Consider the following 20570-nt stretch of genomic DNA (forward strand, 5'->3'; position numbering starts at 1 on the left):
AGGAGGCATTCCTATGCAAATACTACTCATTGACGATAACCCTCATGTACGTGATCGCCTAAAGCACATGCTGGAGCAGCTCTTCCCCGAAGCGGCGGATATTCTGGAATCCGGCTGCGAGCCTTCTGCCCTGCGGCTTATTCAGAAGCATAGACCTGAACTCATTATTACAGATGCCAGGCTGCTGCTGCTGAGCGAAGCCATGCCGCTGGACCAGTGGTATGATCAGCAGACAAACGGCAGAATCATCGTCACCAGCAGCCATGAATTTGTCCTGAAGGCCTTCTGCCAGGGCGGCATCGATTCTCTGCTGAAGCCCATTGAACTTGGGGAGCTGGAAGACATGCTGCTGCTTGGATCAGCAGGGATGAGCAACGGTTATAATCATCCCTATCTCGAACAAGCCGAGCTCCAGCGCTCAGACCAGATGATATGACCTATAATTACGGCAGCACGCAAAAAGAGACCGGCGGTGAACGATCCGCTGATCTCTTTTTCAATATATATAAGTCTAAATCTCCATATCCTTACCCGTGTAATCCACGAACCTGAAGTGCCCCTCCGGCGCGGTGCGCTGCTCAAGCAGACTGATAATACCTTCGGCACTGGTGCGCGGGCTCGTTGGCGCTTTCTCCCCGCCCATATCGGTGGGCATCCAGCCGGGATGCACGCTTAGTACATGTACACCACGCTCTTTCAGGGTAACATGCAGCTTCTGCGAGAACATATTAAGTGCTGTCTTGGAGATGGTGTACGGGTAGCTGCCCGGGTAAGCATTCGTAATGCTGCCTGCCTCGGACGAGATGTTGATGATCGAAGCCTCCGGCTCTGTAAGCAGCGGCAGGAAGTGCTTGACCACCCGCATCGGCCCATACAGATTAATATCCAGCGCAAGCTGCATCTCAGCAATGTCCAGCTCTTCAAGCGGGGTGTCTGAGGCATTCAGCACGGCAGCATTGTTAACAATGGAGCCCAGCGCGCGCCCCTCTTCCTTCAGGCTGGCAGCAAGCGCTGCGATCCCCTCTTCGTCCGTAACATCGAGCGCAGCCACCGTCAGCTTGTCTCCATAATCTGCGCTAAGCCCGGACAATGCGTCTTGCCCCCGGCGGGGGTCACGCACACCGGCAATGACTGAATGTCCGTGTTCCAGCGCTATCTTAACGAGATCCAATCCCAGTCCCCGTCCGGCCCCGGTAATCAGTATATTCATATGATCATTCCTCCTCTATGACACTCTTACTTATTTATCGTTCTCCAGCAGCTCCAGGATCACCTTCAACTCTTTGAACGTATCCATATAAGCATAACGTCCTCCGGTGTACTCCCCCTTCTGTTGAAGCGGGAAGCCCTTGCCTTCGAGCAGCATAATCTTCTCCTTCATTCCCTCTACTGCAAAAGCAATGTGGTGAAGCCCTTCTCCGTGCTCATTCAGATAGTCGCGCCATGTGCTAGGCTGATGATCCGGTTCAATCAGTTCCAGCTGCAGGGAGCCCATATCGAAAAAAGCAAGCTTCGCCCGAGCCTCCGTCGCCCCGCCATTATAGTTAGTCTGAGCAATATCTGCCGTATCTGTAATGCCGATCTCCGGTTTCTCGATGCCAAAGAAGTCCGCATACGCCGCGCTTACCTTCTCGATATCATTCACCAGAATTCCAATCTGCGTAATGAAGTGATTCCCAAGCAATCCTGACATCAGGCTATACCTCCTTCTATTCTGACCAGACTACCATACCCAAACGATGAAAGGGCTGTCAAGCCTGGCACAGAGATGCTTCCCGGTAAAAAACAACAGATTTTGCTCTTCAGAGCAGCGAATCCTCGCACTTCAAGTGTCTGTGCCGCAAGAATCACCGACTTAACCCTCTGGATGTGCCGGAGACCCGGTGACTGCCGACTAAAGTAATGAGCCGCTCTGAATTCCTGCACAGAATACAACATTCTGCCCGTCAAATCCGCCGTAAGCGGGAATTGTTGTACGAAATGCAGCAATTCTCCCCATCCAAGCTGATTAATGAAACATTCTTGTATTTCCTACAACAATCTGCTCAAATACTCCGGCATCTACGGGCTAGAGTTGCAAGTTTATACAACAATTCTCCAGTCGTCAACTTGAGTGGGCCTCATTATCAGCAAATTATATAAGGCACACGACTTCTCCCATCACCTATGGATTGGCAATCGGCTGGTTATCGCCTTAAATACGATGCACCGGGCCCCCTTTTCTGTTGTCTTAATCTTCCGCTCCCGGCTTCATCCGGTGCTTGCGGTAGTCACCCGGCGTAACCCCGACGACCCGCTTGAAGACCCGGCCGAACGTGATCGAACTGGTATAGCCCAGCTTCAAGGCGATGTCCTGCAGATTATCGCTGGTTGTGGCGAGCAGATATTCCGCGCGCTGCATCCGCAGCTGGGTCAGGAAATCGACGAATTTCATATCGAATTCCTCTTTGAACAAATGGCTGGCATATTTGCCCGAGATCTGGAACCGGTCGCTTAGATGCTTGAGCGAAAGATCAGGATTATCAAAGTTCTCTTCTATATATACCTTCATCTCGCTGATCATCGCCCGGTAGCTCTTCGATTCATTGACCGAGACATAGATCCGGTAAATTTCCGCCAGCCACTTCAGCATTACTGTATGAACCTGCTCCAGCGTGGCCTGCGCCTCGATCTCACTGTAATACCCCTGTAGACTCGGCCCGCCAAAAATCCGCCGCAGGCTGTCCGACAGCTGCCCCAGCTCCCGGTCAAGCATCTGGATCAGCATATGCAGCAGCATACGAATCTCTTCATCCCTGATCTGATCACCGCTGAACCAGACGAACAGCTCATCTACCCGCTTCCGCCAATTCTCATCGGCGATCCGGAATTCACGGACAAATTCGCTCAGCATCTGCAGGTATTTATAGGAATGCAGCGTGGAGCGGTCAGGCAGGCTGTCGCTCAGCACCACCATATCTTTACCGAGTGACAGCTTATGCTGCAGTGCCGTTTCCGCCGCCTTGCAGGAATCCGAAATGGCCTCCAGGCCGGTAACCACCGGGCCTACTCCAATCGCCAGCGACAACCCCAGGTTGTCACTCACCCAGCGGAGATAACGTTCCGCGAGTTTACGCAAAGTAATTTTGTCATCCTTCAGACTGTCAGCACTCCCGACGATGAGTCCAATCCGGTTGCCGCTCACCCATTCTGCCCAGCCCTGCAAGCCTTCTTCCGCCGCCAGCTCCTGGAACAGATTCATCAGCGTCAGCTTGAGCATATTCTGCTCCTTCGCCGGATATTTGCGGCGGAACCCGTCATATTGGTTCATCTCTGCGGCAATAAACGCATAAGCTTCAGCCTCTTCCGTGAACGGCTTGAACCGCTCCAGCTTCCCGTCCGGGGAATCGCCCCGTTCACCTTCCATCAGATCCAGGAACAGCTGGCGGCGCTGCACCAGCAGGTTCTCGTCATATTGCTCCTGATAGCTTACCGTCTGATTAATCAGCGTCTCCAGCGCCTGATCAATCAGCACAAGCTCGCTGCGCGACTTGCTGTCCAGACTCTCCTCGCGGAACTGCAGCGCCTGAATCCGGTTCATCATGGCCTGGATCGGCCGGTAGTTTTTGCGGGTGATATATAGAATATAAAGCGTGCCCAGCACGACGGTCAGGATGCCGATAATAATCCAGACATACGACACGACCGACATCCAGGCGAATAACTCGCCCGCACGAATGCCGCTCTCAAAGGTCCAGCCTGTATTATCCGAATAGATGCGGGTAAGCACGCTGCCTTCCTGCATATTATTGTCCCCATGCGCCGTATAGATCAGCTGTCCCTGTCCGTCCACCACACGCATGAAGGACACCTGGCTGTTCGTCATGCTGTCAATCATCTGTTCCAGCCGGTACATGCTTAAGTTGACGACGATCATCCCCTCGGCCCCGAAGGGAAGCGGCAGCTTCTTCGGCATACTAATCACCCGCACCGGCTGGTCAGAGCTGAATATCCGCAGCGTACGCACATCACTCCAGTTCCGCTCACCGCTCTCCGTCAGCGCCTGGTTCAGATATTCCCGGTCTGCGAACACTTCCCTGTCCACCAGCCCGCTGAGTGTCAGCACTTTATCATCCCACTTACGGTAAATATAGATCGAGTCAATCAGCTGATTGCGGTAGAGGACAGCACTCATATCTTTTACAGAATTATAGAGCCGGGTCCGGTCGCCCTCATCGCTCAGCCCGTTCAGGAAATCGCCGTAATCATGATTGGTCTCCATCTCCTGGAGCACGGATAATTCCACATCACTCAGCGCATTTTGCAGGGAATCTACTACGTAGCCGGTAGAGATGCGGTTGGCTTTGTCCGTCTCACTGCGTGAAAGCTCGCCCACAATCAGGAACGACAGGAAAATCAGGATCGACACGGTCAGCAAAAAGATAGGGAAATAGGAGAACATCATTCTGCTCGACCAGTTTCGTTTCATATGTACTCCCGCCCTTCTTGAAATGGAATCCGAAACCTTTTGCCTGCGGGATGAAAGAAAAGCTCACACAGATGATTTGGCCATTCGGTTTATCCAATATAGCATGCCCGCGCCGATAAGTGCACTAACCGTGCAGGCCAGATACATCATCTGTGCACCGCCTGAATAGAACAAATAACCGTTTAACAGGTTCCCTACAATCCCGCCCAATCCGGAAAAAACCATGTTGAACAAGCTTTGGCCGGTAGCCTGCATTCTTTTGCCGGAAGCCTCTGCCACATATTCCACCGCAGCCACATAGAACAGCCCGAAGGACAACCCGTGTAGCACCTGAATCCCCACCATGACCGCCGGCACCGGGAACAGCCATTGAATTCCCCAGCGCAGCGCATAAAAGAAGGCAGCCAGCAGCAGCGTCCGTTCATGTCCGATCCGCTTCAGGATTCTGTCAGCCAGCAGCATCGAAGGTATATTCGTAAGTGAAGCCAGCAGCAGCGCTGTCCCGACCAGGGAGTAACTGCCCCCGGCCTCCTGAAACGCCAGGACGAAGAAGGAATTATAAGCCGTAAGCGTCTGGTTTACGAAAAAGCAGGCCAGTAGAAACAACACAAACAGCCTATTTCCCAGCAGCTCCTTCATGCCTTGCGACAGTGATATAGCCGCTGCTGTCCGCTCCGTACTGCGTGACAGTGTTAGTACAGTTGCCGCCCCGCCCAGGCTCAAGAACAGAAACGGCATCCAGAGCTGAGTAATTTCAAAATGCGAAAGATAGAATCCTCCGGCATAACCGCCTATTGCCGTGCCAAGACTGCCCAGGCTGCGAATCGTTCCGTAGGAGGTGCGTCCTTTGCGGGCCGCAGTAACAGCATAGGAGTCCGCTACAGGACTTTGGGTAGCCTGAAAGACTATAGAGAGTATATAGGCCATTATAATTACCGCAGTGTACTTGAAGCCGTATAAGCAAGACAAAACAGCCGGTACAGAAATACTCAGCAACAGCACGAGCTTCGTCTGGCGGTATCTGTCTACCATAAGGCCCCATACCGGCTGAACTGTGATGGACAGCAGCGTTCCGATCGACATGAGCACCCCCACGACATTGGCCCCGATGCCCTGATGTACAAACAGGGTCGTTAGATAGGGATTAAAAAGTCCGCCTGCAAGACCCGATAGCAAATATAATAAGCGCAGCTTCAGCAGCTCGGTCCTGGCTTCCAGAGGTATGATTGCCGTATCATCCATGTTGCATTCTTCCTTTACCACAAGATGGCCGCAGCAGATGCGCTAATTCACCAGACAGCCAAGCCATAAACGGTCCGGGGGCTTCATACGCCGCCGTACTTCTCCGCTCCAGCAGCAGAATTTCTCCACTGCCGCCGGTGACGCAGAACATTGTTTTGGTGCTGCCGACATCAATACCGGCGTAAATCCGGGTTACTCTCGCCTCTGCCATTTCTGTATGCCACCTTCCATATTCAGGCTCTCCGCTTTCTGCGGATGCCCCATTGTAGGCAAAGATAGACCTCGCCGTTTGCTTGAGGTCTATCTTCACAGGCCTTATCTATTCTGAAGCCGGGTCCAGCCGCAGCGTAAAGGTCATCTCCTGCACGCCGTCTTCGGGACAGTGCAGATAGATAATCTCCAGCTTCTCTCCCGGCTCATCCAGTTGTATGGACGGGGCCGATGCAGCCGCTACTACACTACAGCCAAGAGCCGGCAATATCCAGCGCTCTGGCGTTATCCGGGCAGCAGCCAGCCCCGGTCCGGTAATTTCAAACAACACTTCAACCGGGACGTCTGTATCTAGCCGAACAGCCGCAGTCAGCAGATCCTTCTCTGCCGTAGCCTCAAAGATCATGCCGCGCAGATGGCTGTTCCAGCTCTTGCCCGGCTCCCTGCGGATGAGGCGCAGATCATAACGGGCACCGCCGGTATCCATCCAGTGAATGGTCGCCGGATGCATTTGGCCGTTCGTATTGCGGCTCCCCGACATCGCCCCGATCATCCGCTTCTCCCCGATCCAGGCCGCAGCGGTGCAGAGATTGCGGTTCTCTCCCGGCTTGTCCCGCTCACACAGCTCGCGGAACTGCTTCTCCACTCTGCGGCTCCCGCCAAAGCTTACGAACTGCGGCATTAGTTCAGCCGGAATGTCAACGCCAGCCAGCGCAATCAGCGGATCATGTGTTGTCTCGCAGTTCGGTGCAGCCAGATGCTCGTAGCCTGCCCCCAGCGCAAGATAGAGGAACACACCGATGGAGCTGTGTCCGGTCATCTCCATCTCATAAGCCCGGGAGAACGGTCCCGACAGATTCTCCAGTACCGGATTATAGAACAAGGCAATGTTGTTCCACATTCCCCGCTCCAGTGTCTGCCCGGTTTCCCTGAAAGCGGCAGAACATCCATAGGTTCTCCATAAGCCCAGCACCGTAAGGTCAACGCCGTAATAGGTCGTTGTATTGAACTCGGCTATTGAGCCGAATTCGGCATAGGCCGCGAGGAATGCAGCGGCTTCTTGGTCAGCATGGCGGGTCCAGTCCTCCCGGGCGAACCTGTGCCCGTAATAATGGACGATAAAGATGTGCATCAGCTCAATATTGGAGTTCATCGGCACGGCATCGGAGAGACGCCGGTCGATGGAAGCCGAGACTGCCAGCTGCATGGATTCGTCCATGCGTGAGACAAGCTCCGCCGGGAGTACATCACCGAACTCGCCCAGAATCACCGCAAACGTGCTGGCGATGAACTCACGCCAGTTCGGGTCATAGCTCTTCCATACCGGAGGCAGAACCTCATCCACTGCAGACTGCAGATATCTCCTAACCGCCAGCTCATCAAAATCCGGCAGAACCTGACTTATTTCCCGGGAAAGTGCGGTGCCGAGCCGCTTGCCGATTTTGTCAGTAGTTTCACTGAGAAAGTATGCAAAACCCGGTGCGAATTCCTTCCAATTGTAGTTCCCGGCCGGTGGCAGCGCAGCCTGGGGCGACACGCGGAAGGTGCCGTGATAAATCTCATCCGGGCAGTCAAACTGCAGGTCCATGACCTTATTCAGCAGCCCCACTGCCCGTTCATGATCACCCTCACCGCTGCGGATCAGCAGTCCCAGTGCATAGTGCGCACTGCTGCGCGTATTATGCCGGTCACTTTGCTCCTCATCAATCAGCAGCTCCATCTCTGCGTCATAGAATGAATCCATCAGCGCCATCGCCTGCTCTACCAGATGGCGCTGTCTTTCCGTAAGCCTGTCGATCATCGCCTGTGTCACGGTATCTCCCTCCTATTCGTCTTCCTCAGCCTTTAACCGCACCTGCCATCATGCCACTGATGAAATAACGCTGCAGGAATGGATATACGATAAGAATCGGCACTGTGGAGAAGACTACGCTTGCCGCCTTCAAGCTCTCCGGCATCAGCTGTGCCATACCCAGACCCTCCTGCTGCATCAGCTCGCTGACCTGATTGTTCTGGATCATCTGATACAGCTTCAGCTGCAGCGGATAGAGATCTGGACGGTTGATATACATCAGCGCATCCTGGAATCCGTTCCAGCGGCCTACGGCATAGAATAAGCTTAATGTGGCCAGTGACGGCAGTGACAACGGAAGTATAACGCGGAACAAGGTGCCCAGATGCGTCGTCCCGTCAATCTCCGCTGCCTCTTCCAGGCTCTTCGGAATACTGTTGAAGAAGGATATCAGGATAATCATATAGAAGGGGCTGATTAAACCGGGCAGCACCAGCGCCCAGACGGTATCCAGCAGGTGGAGGTTCCGGATCAGGATATAATCCGGAATAATGCCTCCGCTGAAGAACATCGTAACGACGATAATCAGCATGAACCATTTTCGTCCGCGCAGCTCCTTCTTGGACAAAGAGTAAGCAACGGCTATTGTCATGGCCATCGACAGCACGGTAGCCAGAATAGTCAGCATAATCGTGAAGCCCAGTGAACGGATCATCGACATATCGGAGAAGACCTTGGTATAGGCCTCAAAAGTGAATTCCCGCGGAAAAAAGGTCACCAGGCCCGACATGATCGGACGGCTGGAGCTGAGCGAGATCGCAATAATATGAACAAAGGGCAGCAGACACACAAGAATAGCGGCAATAATGATCAAGACATTAAGGATATCAAATATCCGGTTTGATGCGCGTTCGCTCATCGTTGTTCCCCCTCGTCTCTATTTGCTTTGGACTGACTAGAGTATGCTCTCATCCGCCAGCTTCTTGGATGCATAGTTCGCACCGAGCAGGAAGATCAGACCTACCAGCGCCTGGAATAAGCCGACTGCAGTTGCCAGTGAGATTTGTCCGGATTCTATGCCGACACGGTATACGAAGGTACTGAGCACCTCGGAGTAATCGCGGACGGCTACATTGCCGACGATAAACGGCCGGTCAAAGCCGATGGAGATCATATTGCCCAGGTTGATAATGAGCAGGGTAGCAATCGTTGTTTTGATGCCCGGCAGAGAAATATGGAAGATTTTCTTGAAGCGGCCTGCTCCGTCCACCTCTGCGGCTTCGAACAGCTCTTTGTTGATGCCGGTTAATGCCGCCAGGTATAGAATGGTTCCCCAGCCTGCACTTTGCCACACTCCGACCAGCAAATACGTGATCAGCCAGTAATGCTTGTTGGAGAGAAACGGAATAGCGTCCAGCCCCATACCTGTCAGCAGGTTGTTGATGAAGCCTGACTCTGTGCCGAATACCTGCAGCACGATGCCGCCGATAATGACCCAAGAGATGAAATGAGGGACATACAGAATGGTCTGGGCGAATTTCTTGAACCAGATGATCCGCAGCTCATAGAGCATAATTGCCAGAATCAGCGGTGCTGGAAAAGAAATAATCAGATCCAGCAGATTGAGCAGTAGCGTGTTGCGCAGTGCTTTGAAAAAATCGTTACTCTGAAAGACCTCGCGGAAAATATCCAGCCCGACCCATTCACTGCCGGCGATACCTTCAAAGAAGTTAAATTCTTTGAACGCTATCTGCACCCCGTACATCGGCCCGTATTTAAAAATCAGAAAGTAAATGACCGGCAGCATAAGCAAAGCGTATATCTGCCAGTTTCTGCGTAAGTAAGTCGTGTTCTTCACTGCCTCCACTCCCCTCTCCTGCCCTTTGTCTGCGGCAGCGGCTGGAGGCCTTGACCGGCCTCCATAGCGCATACCCTTCTCTTTCTTATGCTCCGTCCGTTTATTTGGACGTCATTTCCTTATAAGCTGCCGTACGTTCATCGAGAATCGCCTGACCGCCGCTCGCCATATAATCTTTGATCATCGAATCATAAGTGCTCTCGAACTGTTCTGGCTTAATCATGGTCATCTTCACGATAATTTCCTGGAACTTGTCGGCCAGCGCCGTTCCGTATTTCGCTTCAGCCTCAATCGGATGGCCGAACCGTACCGGCTGAATGGTGTCAACATTAGAGATTTCAACAGATTTCTTCATGTCCGCCTGGAACTTCTCCGGAGTCTGGGCAATGTAAGCCGCTTCATTCTTGGCATCATCACCGGCAAATTTGCCATTAACAATTACCGCAATATCTCCAAAGTTATACAGACGGTCCGTAATTTCAGAGGTCGCATCCGGTTTAACAACCGGAACTCCGTTCACAAGGGTGTAGTTCTCATTCTCCACACCGAACTGGATATCGAACAGGTTCGTGTCCGAAGCCATCCAGTCGAGATATTTCAGCGCCGCTACAGCATTGCTGCTTGATTTCGGGATCATGACATACATTGCATTGGGTGCATAGGCCGGTTTGGCATGTTCACCCGCCGCATTCGTGAAGGTATCTACCGGCGTGATCGAGGCACCCGGCACATGGGTCTGCAGATTCTCATAGAAGTCGTTCCAGGTGAAGTACGGCTCACCGGCATCCTCTGTATAGAAGCCTACCAGACCATTCTGCAGACTCTGCCACAGCTGCTTTTTATCTTTATCCAGACCGAAGTCCTTGCTCATCAGCCCTTCATTATAGAGCTTATTCATGAATTTCAGCGCATCCTCGAAGCCCGGCAGCAGCGCCGGGTAATCGCTTGAGCCCAGCTGCTGGGTCAGCGTATACCGCTGCTCATCAGTAAGCGGCTTGATGAACGACCAGATCAGCGGTTCATACTGCGCAGCTGCGAGACTTACTCCGAACGGAATCACCTTACCGCCGGTGTTGCCCGGATCTTGCTCCTTAAACGCCTTAAGTGTGGTGTAGAGCTCTTCCGTAGTCGTCGGTGCCGGCAGTCCCAGCTTATCCAGCCAATCCTGGCGGACATATCCGGCGTATTTACCAAGCACAAGCCTTCTTCCCGGAAGCGCAAATTGCTTGCCGTTGTATTGTCCGTAAGCCAACGTGTCCTCGCCGAGGAACTTTTTCAGGTTCGGGGCATATTCGTCAATAAGCTCTGTAAGATCCGTAAGCCCGCCCTGCTCGGCATACCGGTTGAATGTTCCCGAATCATAGGTGAACACGATGTCAGGCACTTCACTTTTGCTGGCCATCAGCACATTCAGCTTCTGAATTTCTTCTGAACGGGGAACAGGAACGAACTCTACATCAATATTGTTCAGCTTACCGAACCGTTCCTGCACAAGTCTGGTCAGGTAACTGTCAGAGATCGTATAACCGGAAGGCGTATTTCCGCGGTCGAACACCTCTACCTTTAATGTAGCAGGCTCAGGAGAACCGGAACCGGCATTGCCGCTCGCCGTATCCTCCTTCGAAGAACACGCGGATAACAGCATTGTGGAGGCCATCAGCACCGCTATTGCCGGGCTTGCCCATTTCTTAGACCCTCTTGTTGTCATTCTCTCATCACCTTTCCCCTTATCAATGTCAGAAAACTTATCTTCAGTTGCCGATTAACTTGTTGCAAGCACCTTTGATGTCACCTAGTATTACATGAGTTAAGATAAGTGCACAATAAACCATTTTCCACCCTAAAACACATGTCATATATGTAAGAAAAGCTTATAAACAAACAATTATCGTCCAAACAAACTGCTTTCAACTCCCCTATCTGCCATATACAATAGCAAATTCTGCTTATTTTGGCCTTAGTGTATGTCAGCTATGCCTTCCAGGCAGCAAGTAGAAACGGCTTTGCCGTCCTTATACAGGACGGTACCGTTTCAGCGAGAAATAGAACGATAATTTATAGCGTGAAATATATAAATTCTTATATTTGCAAAAAAAGAATGCTCCCGCAGGAACACTCTCTTCTCTACTAAATATAACCTGGAGCCGGAACAGACTCAGTGTGCAATATACGCGTCGACTTTATATCCGGAGCCGCTGCTGGTTAATTTGGCATTATAGTAACCCATGTTTCCATCCGGCTTGCATTTATAGTCTCCCGAGCAGCCGCATACGAAGAATTTCGTCCGTGGGTATCCCGGATTAATATTGCTAAGCTTCCGGTAGAATTTATGTCCATGATGTGTGAAGATAGCCAGGACCTTATCTCTAGCTTTTACCGGAATCGCCGAGAAGAATCTGGATGTCTCCGCAGCGCTGAGCACATGGCTGGAATCAACCGTAATTCCCTGCACTCTTAGCGGCCAGTGGAAATCAATAATATAGAAATACCGGTCATCCAGATTGCGCAGCAGGGTGATACTCGCCGGAGTGAATTGTCCCAGAGCACAATCAAGCCATACATATTTCACCTTACCTTGTGTCCCTGGGAAATTCATCTGTCCGGTAACCGCCCCCAAGTATTGCGTAAATAGGGACCGGGTGCTTGCCTCCCAATTTCCTATAGAGGCCTTATACGGGATGCTTCCGAGCGTGCTTGTTACTGTATTCTTGAATTCTTTGTAATACGCGTTCGCATTATTCCCGTGATCCGCTCCTGCCTGTGCATTATCTCCGCCAAAGATGATAAAGCGTTTATTGCCGCTGCCCACTGCTTTGGGCAAGAGACTTTTAAAAATACTCAAGCTGTTTCCGTATCCCACATGGCTGTCGCCAAACACCGCAAATTCGACGGCCTGGGCCTTCACTCTGCGCTTTACCCGGGGTACAGCTTGCTGCCCTGCCGGAATTACCCGTTTCCGCTTTGGACGTGCCTGCCTATTCACCTGGAACCACCTCATATCAACAGATTCGCGATGCACAGTAATATCTACTATTTATATGCGGGATGAATTGGCGGTTCTTGGACCTATGGACTTTCCTTAGCTCGAACGCAGCGAAGTGATCTGTTTGGCCAGATACTGCGGCGAATACGGCATATCCTCCCGGAGCCAGGCGATGATCGTACCGATGAGGGCTGCAGAGCCGTACCATACGGCAATGTCCTTCTGAACCGTTACTTCAGAAGCATTGCGGGTAGCCAATCTTCTCTCCACCCGGGTGGAAATGATATCCGCCATCAGCCTGAACAGACGATCGGTGAATATCGTACTCTTCCTCGACGTTAGCACAATTTTATAAAATTTCGCGTTCTCCGCAATATGCGTCAGCAGGCGCTCCAGCATCGGCCATTGTTCTCCTTCAGTTGCTTCAGCATTCCCCATATAACCGCTTACCACTTGAAGCACGTCCTCGGCCATATCATCCGCCATCTTCTCCATCATATCGGGGATATCCCGGTAATGCAGATAGAAGGTCACCCGGTTAATTTTGGCCCGCTCCGCGATGCGGTTGACCGTAATTTTCTCAATGCTCATTTCTTCCATCAGATCAATTACAGCCTCTCTAAGCAATTGCCGTGTACGCAGGACACGCGGGTCCACATGCGGGGGAGTTTTCGTCATTTTAATCACTCCATTCTTCAACGTTCAAATCGCAGACTACACTTTTCAATAAAATGTCGTTTATCGCCTATATAAACTACAGTTGTAGCCTAATCGTAAACTAATAAACAGTTTTTCAGAAATCGTTGCTTGATTACATGAAAATTTCATCTATAATCTACTTTATACATTGTAAACTATACAACACACTGTAAATTTAGTCCATGATTCGGCGATTGGAAAGGATGGAGAATAGTGAGTAACAAGACAGACATAAAAGACAGTTCCATCAAAAAGGGACCTATTCTTTTCGTAATGATTCTTGGCGCCTTTCTGGCCACACTGAATCAGACGATAATGAGCGTTGCCACACCGGAGTTAATGCATGACTTCAATATCACGGCCGCAACGGCCCAGTGGCTGACCACCGGCTATATGCTGGTTAACGGTGTGCTGATTCCAATCACTGCTTATCTGATGCAGCGTTTCACTACACGCGAGCTGTTCCAGGCATCTATGTTTATCTTCTTCGCAGGAACGGTCGTTTCAGCTATGGCGACAAGCTTCCCGATTCTGCTAACCGGACGTATGATTCAGGCAGCCGGTGCCGGTATTATTATGCCGCTGCTGACCAATGTCATCTTAACCCTGTTCCCGCGTGAGAAGAGAGGCGCCGCCATGGGTATGGTCGGACTCGCCATTATCTTCGCCCCGGCGATCGGCCCTACACTGGCCGGTTACATTATGGAACACTATTCTTGGGAGACTATGTTCTACGGCATGCTTCCGCTTACGGTTATCGTTATTGTCTGCGGATTTGTTTATCTGAGAAATGTAGCAGAGCGTTCTTATCCAAAAGTCGACTTAACCAGCGTGGCCCTGTCCACCATCGGATTCGGAACCTTGCTGTACGGCTTCAGCCGGGCGGCCAGCGCTGGCTGGTCGAGCGCAGAGGTACTGTTGTCGCTGGCTGCAGGTGTTATCTCCCTCGGCTTGTTCGTATGGAGACAGCTGGCTTCGGAAAGTCCGCTGCTGGATCTGCGGGCCTTCAAGTATAATATGTTCTCCCTGACCACCCTTATCAGTGTCATGGTTACGATTGTGATGTATGCAGATATGATGCTGCTGCCGCTCTACCTGCAGAACGCCCGCGGCTTCACAGCGATGGAATCCGGTCTGCTGCTGCTTCCCGGCGCAGTCATTATGGGATTGCTCATGCCGGTTACCGGCAAGCTGTTTGACCGCTTCGGTGCGAAGTGGCTGGCCATTATCGGCCTGCTGATCACGATCCTCGCAACCCTGAGCTTCGTGAATCTGACCGACTCGACAAGCTATGCCTATCTGATGCTCATGTCCACCGGACGACGGATCGGGATGGCGCTGCTGCTCATGCCGATTCAGACCCTCGGGCTGAACCAGCTGCCATCCAAGCTTAATTCGCATGGTACAGCCATCTCGAATACTGTAAGACAAGTGGCCGGCGCTGTGGGTACTTCCCTGCTGGTCACCGTAATGACCAGCCGTACCACTACCCACATGAAGGATATGATGGTCAGTGGCGTGCAAGACACTAAGGAGCATATGATTACAGCAGCTACCATCCAGGGTATCAATGATGCGTATCTGGTCATTGTGGGTATCGGCATCATCGGCCTGCTACTCTCCTTCTTCATCAAGAAGGTAGGCCAGGCCTCGGAGAAAGAACCCGAAATGAAGCTAAAGACGGTTGTTGCCAAGGAAGTCTAGGTTATGCAAAAGAGGTTATCCCAAAAGCCATGAAATAGCTGCCTGGGATAGCCCCTTTTTTGTTGACGGCACAACCGTTACTGCCGGGTTCCTCGCATAAACCAAACGCTTGTAGTACAATAATATCTTGGCTGTACATTCTAGAAGAAGAGTATGAGGTGCCCGGATGGCTATTAGCTTCACGAAATCTATGCTTAACCGCTTAAATCAGGAAATCACAGAGATGGAATCGGGTATAGCGGAGCTCCAGAAGAAGACCCACAAGACCCGGCTCAAAATTAACCAGATCGAAAAAGACTGTAAATTAAGCACTTCCCCCAGCGCACTTAGCAGCAAAATGAGCCGGATCACTAAATTACAGGCAGAACTCAAAAAAATCTCCCAGCAGCATTTAGAGCTGTCCAAGGAGATTAACAAAAAGAAGTCCACGCGCGCCCAGCTTCCGCCTGCGGAGTAATCCGCTGTTGCCGGCTATGTCCGTGAAGCCATGCCAGATATTATTTTTGCGGGCTAAAGCGGACACGCAGCCAGATTAACAAATAGATTACGCATAAGAAGCCCCAATAGTAATTAGCAAATATACTCTGTCCTAAGGCTACGGATAGCAGGATATGATATACACAGGTAAAGACAAAGAAAGCAATTAATAACCGTGTTATCGCTCTGTAGGATGACGGCTGCTGAATGGCACTTCTTGAAATGATGTAGGCAAAGACAATGGCTAGCGCCAAAGATAATACGATCCTCAGATTGTAATTCGTGAATACATCCTGCAATGTAATAACAGCCGCCAGCACAAGAAAGTACGCCGTCATAGTGACGCTATTACTGGTTTTGGTTTTCATTTTACCCCTCCTGAGTGCATAATTTTACGACTAAACAAATACCCTCCCACTAAGAAATAGCCCGCAGATAACAACACAAGCACAATAATTTCTGGAAGAATCTCGCTGAAACTGGCGTTGTTAATCAGAATCTTGTTCATCGCGCTTACAGCATCAAGTGTCGGTATGAGTGTCAGCAGCTCAATCTCTTTGCCCATAACCGCGAATAGCTTAACCGGCGGAACTTTGAAAAAAATCCCGGCCAGGAACATCATAGGCGTCACCACCACATTGCCGATGATGAAGGCCTCCAATGAAGTTCGGCAAAATGCCGCGATGATCAGCCCGATGCCGATGGCTGAGAAGGTTGCGATCAGGCTGACCAGGTAAGCCAGCGCATAGGAGCCGGAGGATGAGAAGCCAAGCAATAGGCTGGAAGCAAAAACAAGGGGCAGCATAATCGCTGCGAGCACCATCTGTGACAGGCTGACGCCTGCGCAAAATTCAAACGCTCTGACCTTGGACAGCATAATCCGCTGAATCGTCCGGTTCTCCAGCTCCCTCGTCACCACCATCGAGCTTAGAATCAACAGGAAAAAGACCGAAAATACCATCAGCCCCGGAGCCATATTCTCAAATTCCGAATGGACCTTCACTTCACCGGTTTCCTCATATACAATCTGCACCGGACTCTCCGCCGTGCCGTTCGCCCACACAAAATTATGAATATAATTCTCCACGAAGCTGCTGATGAAGCTGTACGTCAGATTGGACGGATTGCCGAGCAGCTTCACCTGTACCTGTGAGGACTGGCCGGAACGCCCGTTACTGAGGAGCGACTCACTGAAGCCGGGCGGAATGTACAAATGCGCATCATATCTACCTTTTTTAACCCCATCCAGTAACTCCTGCTTGTTATAATCCGCCTGAATGGTCTTAAACATCGTATTTCCGTTCGGATACTCGCTGCTTACGATTTGCTGCACCAGGCTGCCGCCGAGCCCCCCCTGATCTTCATCCGATATCGCCAGCGAATAAGTATAGAATCCCTGTCCGAAAGCCAGCCCGAAGATGACGATAAAGACAATGGGTGAAAGAATGGTTAGCAGGACCGCCTTGTAATCCCGAAACTGCTCCACTAAGCTTTTTTTGAACACCGCCCACACTCTCATTCCCGCAAGCACCTTCCCGTCAGCTTAATGAATACATCTTCCAGCGTACTTTGCCTTAGAGTGAAAGTTAACGGATTACCGTATATGGAGGTCAGCCGGCTAAGAATACGCGGAACTGCTGCAGTCAGGCGATCCCCTCTAATGCAGATGCTTGTATCATTGAACTGTACAGTATATTCCGGTGAATCCAGCTGCGCTGTCCTCTGCACAGGCTCCTGATAATAGATCTCCAGCGTCTCCTCAGGAGCAATCTTCTGCTGAAGCATAGCGGGCGTGTCACAGACCAGTACTCTTCCCCGGTCCATCACAGCTACTCTGGAAGACAGGCGCTGTGCCTCATCCATATTATGCGTAGTAAGCAGCACAGCACTGGAACGCGACAGCGATGTGATGAAATCTCTAACCAGCACCCTGCTCTGCGGATCAAGCCCGGCTTCGGGTTCATCCAGGATGATCAGCTCGGGATCATGAAGGACCGACAGAATGATATGCAGCCTTCTCTGCATGCCCCCGGATAAATTCTTCGCCAGCACCCTACGCTTATCCGCGAGCCCGACGCTTTCCAGCAGCATAGCTGTACGTTGTTTGATCCATTGCCTATCCATTCTATTCAAATCCCCTACAAAATGAAGCTGTTCTTCGCAGGTTAACAGCGGCCACAGCTGCAATTCCTGACTGCAGACTCCCACCCGCTTGTTCAAAGAGCGGTTGCTCCGGGACGGGATACCGCCAATTTGGATATCCCCTTTGTCCGGTTCCAATGTACCGGCGATTAATTGAATGACCGTTGTTTTGCCGGCACCATTTGGGCCCAGCAGACTGAAAATTTCACCCCGCCTCACCGTGAAGGACAAGTGGTCAACTGCCTTAAAGCTGCCAAAGCTTTTATCCACTTCCTTTAATTCTAATAGTATATCATTCACTCTTCTCACACTCTCCTGAACAGTTCTGATACGGGCCTCATACCAAAAGAAACTCTCATTTCTGTTATTTTATCCCACAATACTCTATTCGTCTGTGATCAATGACAAAAAAATCCAAAGGGATGTACGCCCTTTGGATTTCTTGAAATTTTGTCCGGATTGTCAGGACTACGGTCTATTATTCACTGCGCAGTGCAGCAACCGGGTCCTTCTTCGCTGCCATCTTGGCCGGAATCGCACCGCCGAGCATGGTCAGCAGGACGCTGATCACGCCTAGAATGAGCGCATGCAGCGGGTTAAGCTGAGCCACATTCTTCAGCTCCGTCAGGTTATACAGAATCGCGTTAACCGGAATGGTCAGCAGGTAGGTAATGCCGATCCCCAGAATCCCCGAGCAAGCCCCGATAATGAAGGTCTCGGCATTGAAGACCCGTGTAATATCCTTCTTGCGGGCACCCAGCGCACGCAGTACGCCGATCTCCTTCGTCCGCTCCATAACAGAAATGTAAGTGATGATCGCGATCATAATCAGTGAGACCACGAGGGAAATCGCTGCAAAAGCAATCAGTACCATCGTGATTCCGTCCATAATCCCGCCGGAAATGTTGGTGACAATAGCCGCCAGATCGGTATACTGCACCTGATCCTCCGTTGCCTTCCCTTCATTCCATTTGTCCAGATAGGCTGTAACGGATTCTTTGGCACTGAAATCAATCGGGTACAGCGAGACTGCGCTTGGAATTTCAGTTGCCCCCAGAGCGGCAAGTGCATCGTCTTTAGTCAAGGAAGCCATACTGCCTGCTGCTGCCATACCAGCGTTCATGAGGGGAGAACCGCCCATTGCACCACTCGAAGCCATGCCGGCTACCCCTTCTGACAAGGCCTGCCCTGTCAATACATTGGTATCTGCGGCTTCCTGTGCAAGTACAATCTCAGATTTCTGTGCATCGGCAATGAACGTAGCGGCCAGCTCATCGGAATAGACAATGCCGGGAGACAGCGTAGAAATGCTGGAACCTTCCTGCCCGCGCAGAACACCAACAATGTTCAGCGTCACGGCATTAGGACTATTGTAGAGACCGGTCAGATCAGCAGCTGTCCCATTGACAACAAACTGCTCGCCATTTTTCTTATAATAATCATTGTTCATTATCAGCTTCAATTGAGTTCCTACAAGATCGCTCAGATTGATGCTCTCCGCTTTATAATCCAGCCCCAGAGCATCCACTGCAGCATCGGTCAGACGGTTGTATTGATCCACGATGAGCACAAGATCCGTCTTCTCTGTAGGGAATGATCCTTCCAGCAGATCGTAATATTGCTCCAGATAGCTTCCCGAAGCGCTGCCCTGTTTGCTTGGATACGGGGCTACAGTAATATTGCTTTTATCCAGAGTGGTTGCCTTGTCCCCATCCATAACCAGCCAGTTCATATTCACGGTGCGGGTATAAGAAACGCCGTCAATCAGCTTCGGATCAATTCCATCCAGATACTCCATATACTCCTTGGTCAGCACATTCGTATGCATGGCTGAATTCACGGTCGGGTCATACGGATAGAGCTTTTTATCAACAGGATAAGAGGTAAGTTCCGTTGACTCTTGACCCGGAGGGCCAGCATTCTGCAAATTTATCGCCGTCTGGTTGATCGAGACCGGGAAGTTGGAGAGTGCGCCGGTTTCATATGAGCTGATCTGTTTATCAAAGCCGTTGGACAAGGACAGGATCAGCGCGATGCCAATAATTCCGATACTTGAGGCAAAAGCGGTCAACCCCGTACGCCATTTCTTGGTGGCGATATTTTTACCGGATAATTTCAGTGCTGTGAAAAAGCTCATACTCGTTTGCTTCAGCTTATACGCACTTGAGGTCTTCTGCGTGGCCAGCGGATTGCTGTCGGAGATCGCATGACCGTCCGAGAAGCGGATGACGCGGTCTGCATAGCTCTCTGCCAGTTCCGGATTATGGGTAACCATGATCACCAGCTTATCCTCCGCAATGGTCTTGATCAGCTCCATGATCTGCTCACTGGTCTCTGAATCCAAGGCACCTGTAGGCTCATCCGCAAGGATAATGTCCGGATTGTTCGCCAGCGCACGGGCAATCGCTACACGCTGCATCTGTCCGCCCGACAGCTGATTCGGCTTTTTGTGCACATGATCCTTAAGTCCAACCTTCTCCAGTACTTCAAGCGCCTTGCGGTGCTTCTCAGCTGAAGCTATCCCGCTGAGCGTCATCCCCATCTCCACGTTGTCTGTAATGCTCAGATGTGAGATCAGATTATAGCTTTGAAAAATAAAGCCGACACTATTATTGCGGTACGCATCCCACTCGCTGTCTTTGAAGCGCTCTGTCGATTGGCCGTTGATGATCAGCTCTCCGCTGTCATACTGATCCAGCCCGCCGACGATATTCAGCAGCGTGGTCTTACCCGAGCCGCTTTGGCCCAGAATCGCGACGAATTCACTTTCTCTGAAATTGAGATTTACTTTATCCAGTGCAACCTGTGTAAATTCGCCGGTCTTGTAGCTCTTGGTGATGTTTTTTAATTGCAGCATTGTCCGATCTCCCTTTCCATCCCTGTAATCATTAGTCTCTCTGAAATCTTCTAGTCTTACTGTACCCCAGTATAGCCGCCCAATATAAACTAAACCTAAACTCCCAGTTGAGCTTGACTTGATCTTGATGAGGTATAC

18 protein-coding genes are annotated in these 20570 nt (G+C 51.1%); 3 read left to right on the top strand and 15 right to left on the bottom strand.

Translation table 11 applies throughout. The annotated features are described in order from the left end of the window. Positions 1–13: 13 nt before the first annotated feature. On the top strand, positions 14–436 hold the full coding sequence (locus tag MKZ24_RS29805; protein WP_042233766.1) for a response regulator: 423 nt from the start codon (positions 14–16) through the stop codon (positions 434–436). A gap of 75 nt (positions 437–511) precedes the next feature. On the opposite strand, the gene MKZ24_RS29810 is transcribed toward MKZ24_RS29805, so the two are convergent. The 11 genes from MKZ24_RS29810 to MKZ24_RS29860 form a co-directional block, all read right to left on the bottom strand. After that, the gene (locus MKZ24_RS29810) at positions 512–1210 is read right to left on the bottom strand and encodes an SDR family oxidoreductase (RefSeq protein ID WP_340789427.1); all 699 of its coding nucleotides are present in this window, start codon (positions 1208–1210) and stop codon (positions 512–514) included. Positions 1211–1240: 30 nt separating this feature from the next. Further along, a complete protein-coding gene (locus MKZ24_RS29815) occupies positions 1241–1696 on the bottom strand; it encodes a VOC family protein (protein ID WP_042140871.1) in 456 nt (151 codons plus the stop codon). A gap of 534 nt (positions 1697–2230) precedes the next feature. Then, entirely contained in the window at positions 2231–4468 is a 2238-nt protein-coding gene (locus MKZ24_RS29820; protein ID WP_340789429.1) for a helix-turn-helix domain-containing protein, read from the bottom strand. A gap of 63 nt (positions 4469–4531) precedes the next feature. Then, a complete protein-coding gene (locus tag MKZ24_RS29825; protein WP_042233759.1) occupies positions 4532–5710 on the bottom strand; it encodes an MFS transporter in 1179 nt (392 codons plus the stop codon). Beyond that, positions 5703–5921, bottom strand: coding sequence for an ROK family protein (locus tag MKZ24_RS29830; protein WP_042233757.1), 219 nt, complete (start codon positions 5919–5921; stop codon positions 5703–5705). Before MKZ24_RS29830 ends, MKZ24_RS29825 begins: the two co-directional genes overlap by 8 nt. Positions 5922–6029: 108 nt before the next feature. Beyond that, positions 6030–7733, bottom strand: coding sequence for a hypothetical protein (locus tag MKZ24_RS29835; protein WP_042233755.1), 1704 nt, complete (start codon positions 7731–7733; stop codon positions 6030–6032). 25 nt (positions 7734–7758) lie between these two features. Continuing rightward, the gene (locus MKZ24_RS29840; RefSeq protein ID WP_042233753.1) at positions 7759–8631 is read right to left on the bottom strand and encodes a carbohydrate ABC transporter permease; all 873 of its coding nucleotides are present in this window, start codon (positions 8629–8631) and stop codon (positions 7759–7761) included. A gap of 36 nt (positions 8632–8667) precedes the next feature. Then, entirely contained in the window at positions 8668–9570 is a 903-nt protein-coding gene (locus tag MKZ24_RS29845; protein ID WP_042241837.1) for an ABC transporter permease, read from the bottom strand. A gap of 100 nt (positions 9571–9670) precedes the next feature. Next, complete coding sequence (locus MKZ24_RS29850) at positions 9671–11278, bottom strand: extracellular solute-binding protein (RefSeq protein WP_042233751.1); 1608 nt, start codon at positions 11276–11278, stop codon at positions 9671–9673. 447 nt (positions 11279–11725) lie between these two features. Beyond that, the gene (locus MKZ24_RS29855; RefSeq protein ID WP_042233749.1) at positions 11726–12553 is read right to left on the bottom strand and encodes a metallophosphoesterase; all 828 of its coding nucleotides are present in this window, start codon (positions 12551–12553) and stop codon (positions 11726–11728) included. 96 nt (positions 12554–12649) lie between these two features. Further along, positions 12650–13231, bottom strand: coding sequence for a TetR/AcrR family transcriptional regulator (locus MKZ24_RS29860; RefSeq protein ID WP_042233747.1), 582 nt, complete (start codon positions 13229–13231; stop codon positions 12650–12652). A gap of 234 nt (positions 13232–13465) precedes the next feature. Here MKZ24_RS29860 and MKZ24_RS29865 point away from each other — a divergent pair, with 234 nt between their 5' ends. Further along, positions 13466–14956, top strand: a complete 1491-nt coding sequence (locus tag MKZ24_RS29865; RefSeq protein ID WP_445324179.1) for a DHA2 family efflux MFS transporter permease subunit — start codon at positions 13466–13468, stop codon at positions 14954–14956. Between the two features lie 166 nt (positions 14957–15122). Next, positions 15123–15413 (top strand): hypothetical protein, encoded by a 291-nt coding sequence (locus tag MKZ24_RS29870; RefSeq protein WP_039308497.1) that lies wholly within the window; start codon positions 15123–15125, stop codon positions 15411–15413. A gap of 40 nt (positions 15414–15453) precedes the next feature. Here the strand turns inward: MKZ24_RS29870 and MKZ24_RS29875 are convergent, their stop codons facing one another. The 4 genes from MKZ24_RS29875 to MKZ24_RS29890 form a co-directional block, all read right to left on the bottom strand. Beyond that, positions 15454–15801 carry a hypothetical protein gene (locus MKZ24_RS29875; RefSeq protein WP_042233742.1) on the bottom strand — a complete coding sequence of 116 codons (348 nt, stop codon included), beginning with the start codon at positions 15799–15801 and terminating at the stop codon, positions 15454–15456. Next, the gene (locus tag MKZ24_RS29880) at positions 15798–16952 is read right to left on the bottom strand and encodes an ABC transporter permease (protein WP_340789436.1); all 1155 of its coding nucleotides are present in this window, start codon (positions 16950–16952) and stop codon (positions 15798–15800) included. The genes MKZ24_RS29875 and MKZ24_RS29880 overlap by 4 nt, the downstream gene beginning before the upstream one ends. Continuing rightward, the gene (locus tag MKZ24_RS29885) at positions 16949–17875 is read right to left on the bottom strand and encodes an ABC transporter ATP-binding protein (RefSeq protein ID WP_340789438.1); all 927 of its coding nucleotides are present in this window, start codon (positions 17873–17875) and stop codon (positions 16949–16951) included. Before MKZ24_RS29885 ends, MKZ24_RS29880 begins: the two co-directional genes overlap by 4 nt. Positions 17876–18053: 178 nt before the next feature. Next, positions 18054–20432, bottom strand: a complete 2379-nt coding sequence (locus MKZ24_RS29890) for an ABC transporter ATP-binding protein/permease (protein WP_042233735.1) — start codon at positions 20430–20432, stop codon at positions 18054–18056. Between the last annotated feature and the right edge of the window lie 138 nt (positions 20433–20570).

It is taken from the genome of Paenibacillus sp. FSL R7-0297 (genome assembly GCF_038009025.1).
Taxonomy (GTDB): Bacteria; Bacillota; Bacilli; order Paenibacillales; family Paenibacillaceae; genus Paenibacillus_AQ.

Excerpts from the sequence above, each read along its gene's own strand:
- MKZ24_RS29830 (WP_042233757.1), bottom strand. The coding sequence starts at position 5,921 with ATGGCAGAGGCGAGAGTAACCCGGATTTACGCCGGTATTGATGTCGGC.
- MKZ24_RS29875 (WP_042233742.1), bottom strand. The coding sequence starts at position 15,801 with ATGAAAACCAAAACCAGTAATAGCGTCACTATGACGGCGTACTTTCTT.
- MKZ24_RS29880 (WP_340789436.1), bottom strand. The coding sequence starts at position 16,952 with ATGAGAGTGTGGGCGGTGTTCAAAAAAAGCTTAGTGGAGCAGTTTCGG.
- MKZ24_RS29890 (WP_042233735.1), bottom strand. The coding sequence starts at position 20,432 with ATGCTGCAATTAAAAAACATCACCAAGAGCTACAAGACCGGCGAATTT.
- MKZ24_RS29840 (WP_042233753.1), bottom strand. The coding sequence starts at position 8,631 with ATGAGCGAACGCGCATCAAACCGGATATTTGATATCCTTAATGTCTTG.
- MKZ24_RS29810 (WP_340789427.1), bottom strand. The coding sequence starts at position 1,210 with ATGAATATACTGATTACCGGGGCCGGACGGGGACTGGGATTGGATCTC.
- MKZ24_RS29820 (WP_340789429.1), bottom strand. The coding sequence starts at position 4,468 with ATGAAACGAAACTGGTCGAGCAGAATGATGTTCTCCTATTTCCCTATC.
- MKZ24_RS29860 (WP_042233747.1), bottom strand. The coding sequence starts at position 13,231 with ATGACGAAAACTCCCCCGCATGTGGACCCGCGTGTCCTGCGTACACGG.
- MKZ24_RS29825 (WP_042233759.1), bottom strand. The coding sequence starts at position 5,710 with ATGGATGATACGGCAATCATACCTCTGGAAGCCAGGACCGAGCTGCTG.
- MKZ24_RS29870 (WP_039308497.1), top strand. The coding sequence starts at position 15,123 with ATGGCTATTAGCTTCACGAAATCTATGCTTAACCGCTTAAATCAGGAA.
- MKZ24_RS29805 (WP_042233766.1), top strand. The coding sequence starts at position 14 with ATGCAAATACTACTCATTGACGATAACCCTCATGTACGTGATCGCCTA.
- MKZ24_RS29850 (WP_042233751.1), bottom strand. The coding sequence starts at position 11,278 with ATGACAACAAGAGGGTCTAAGAAATGGGCAAGCCCGGCAATAGCGGTG.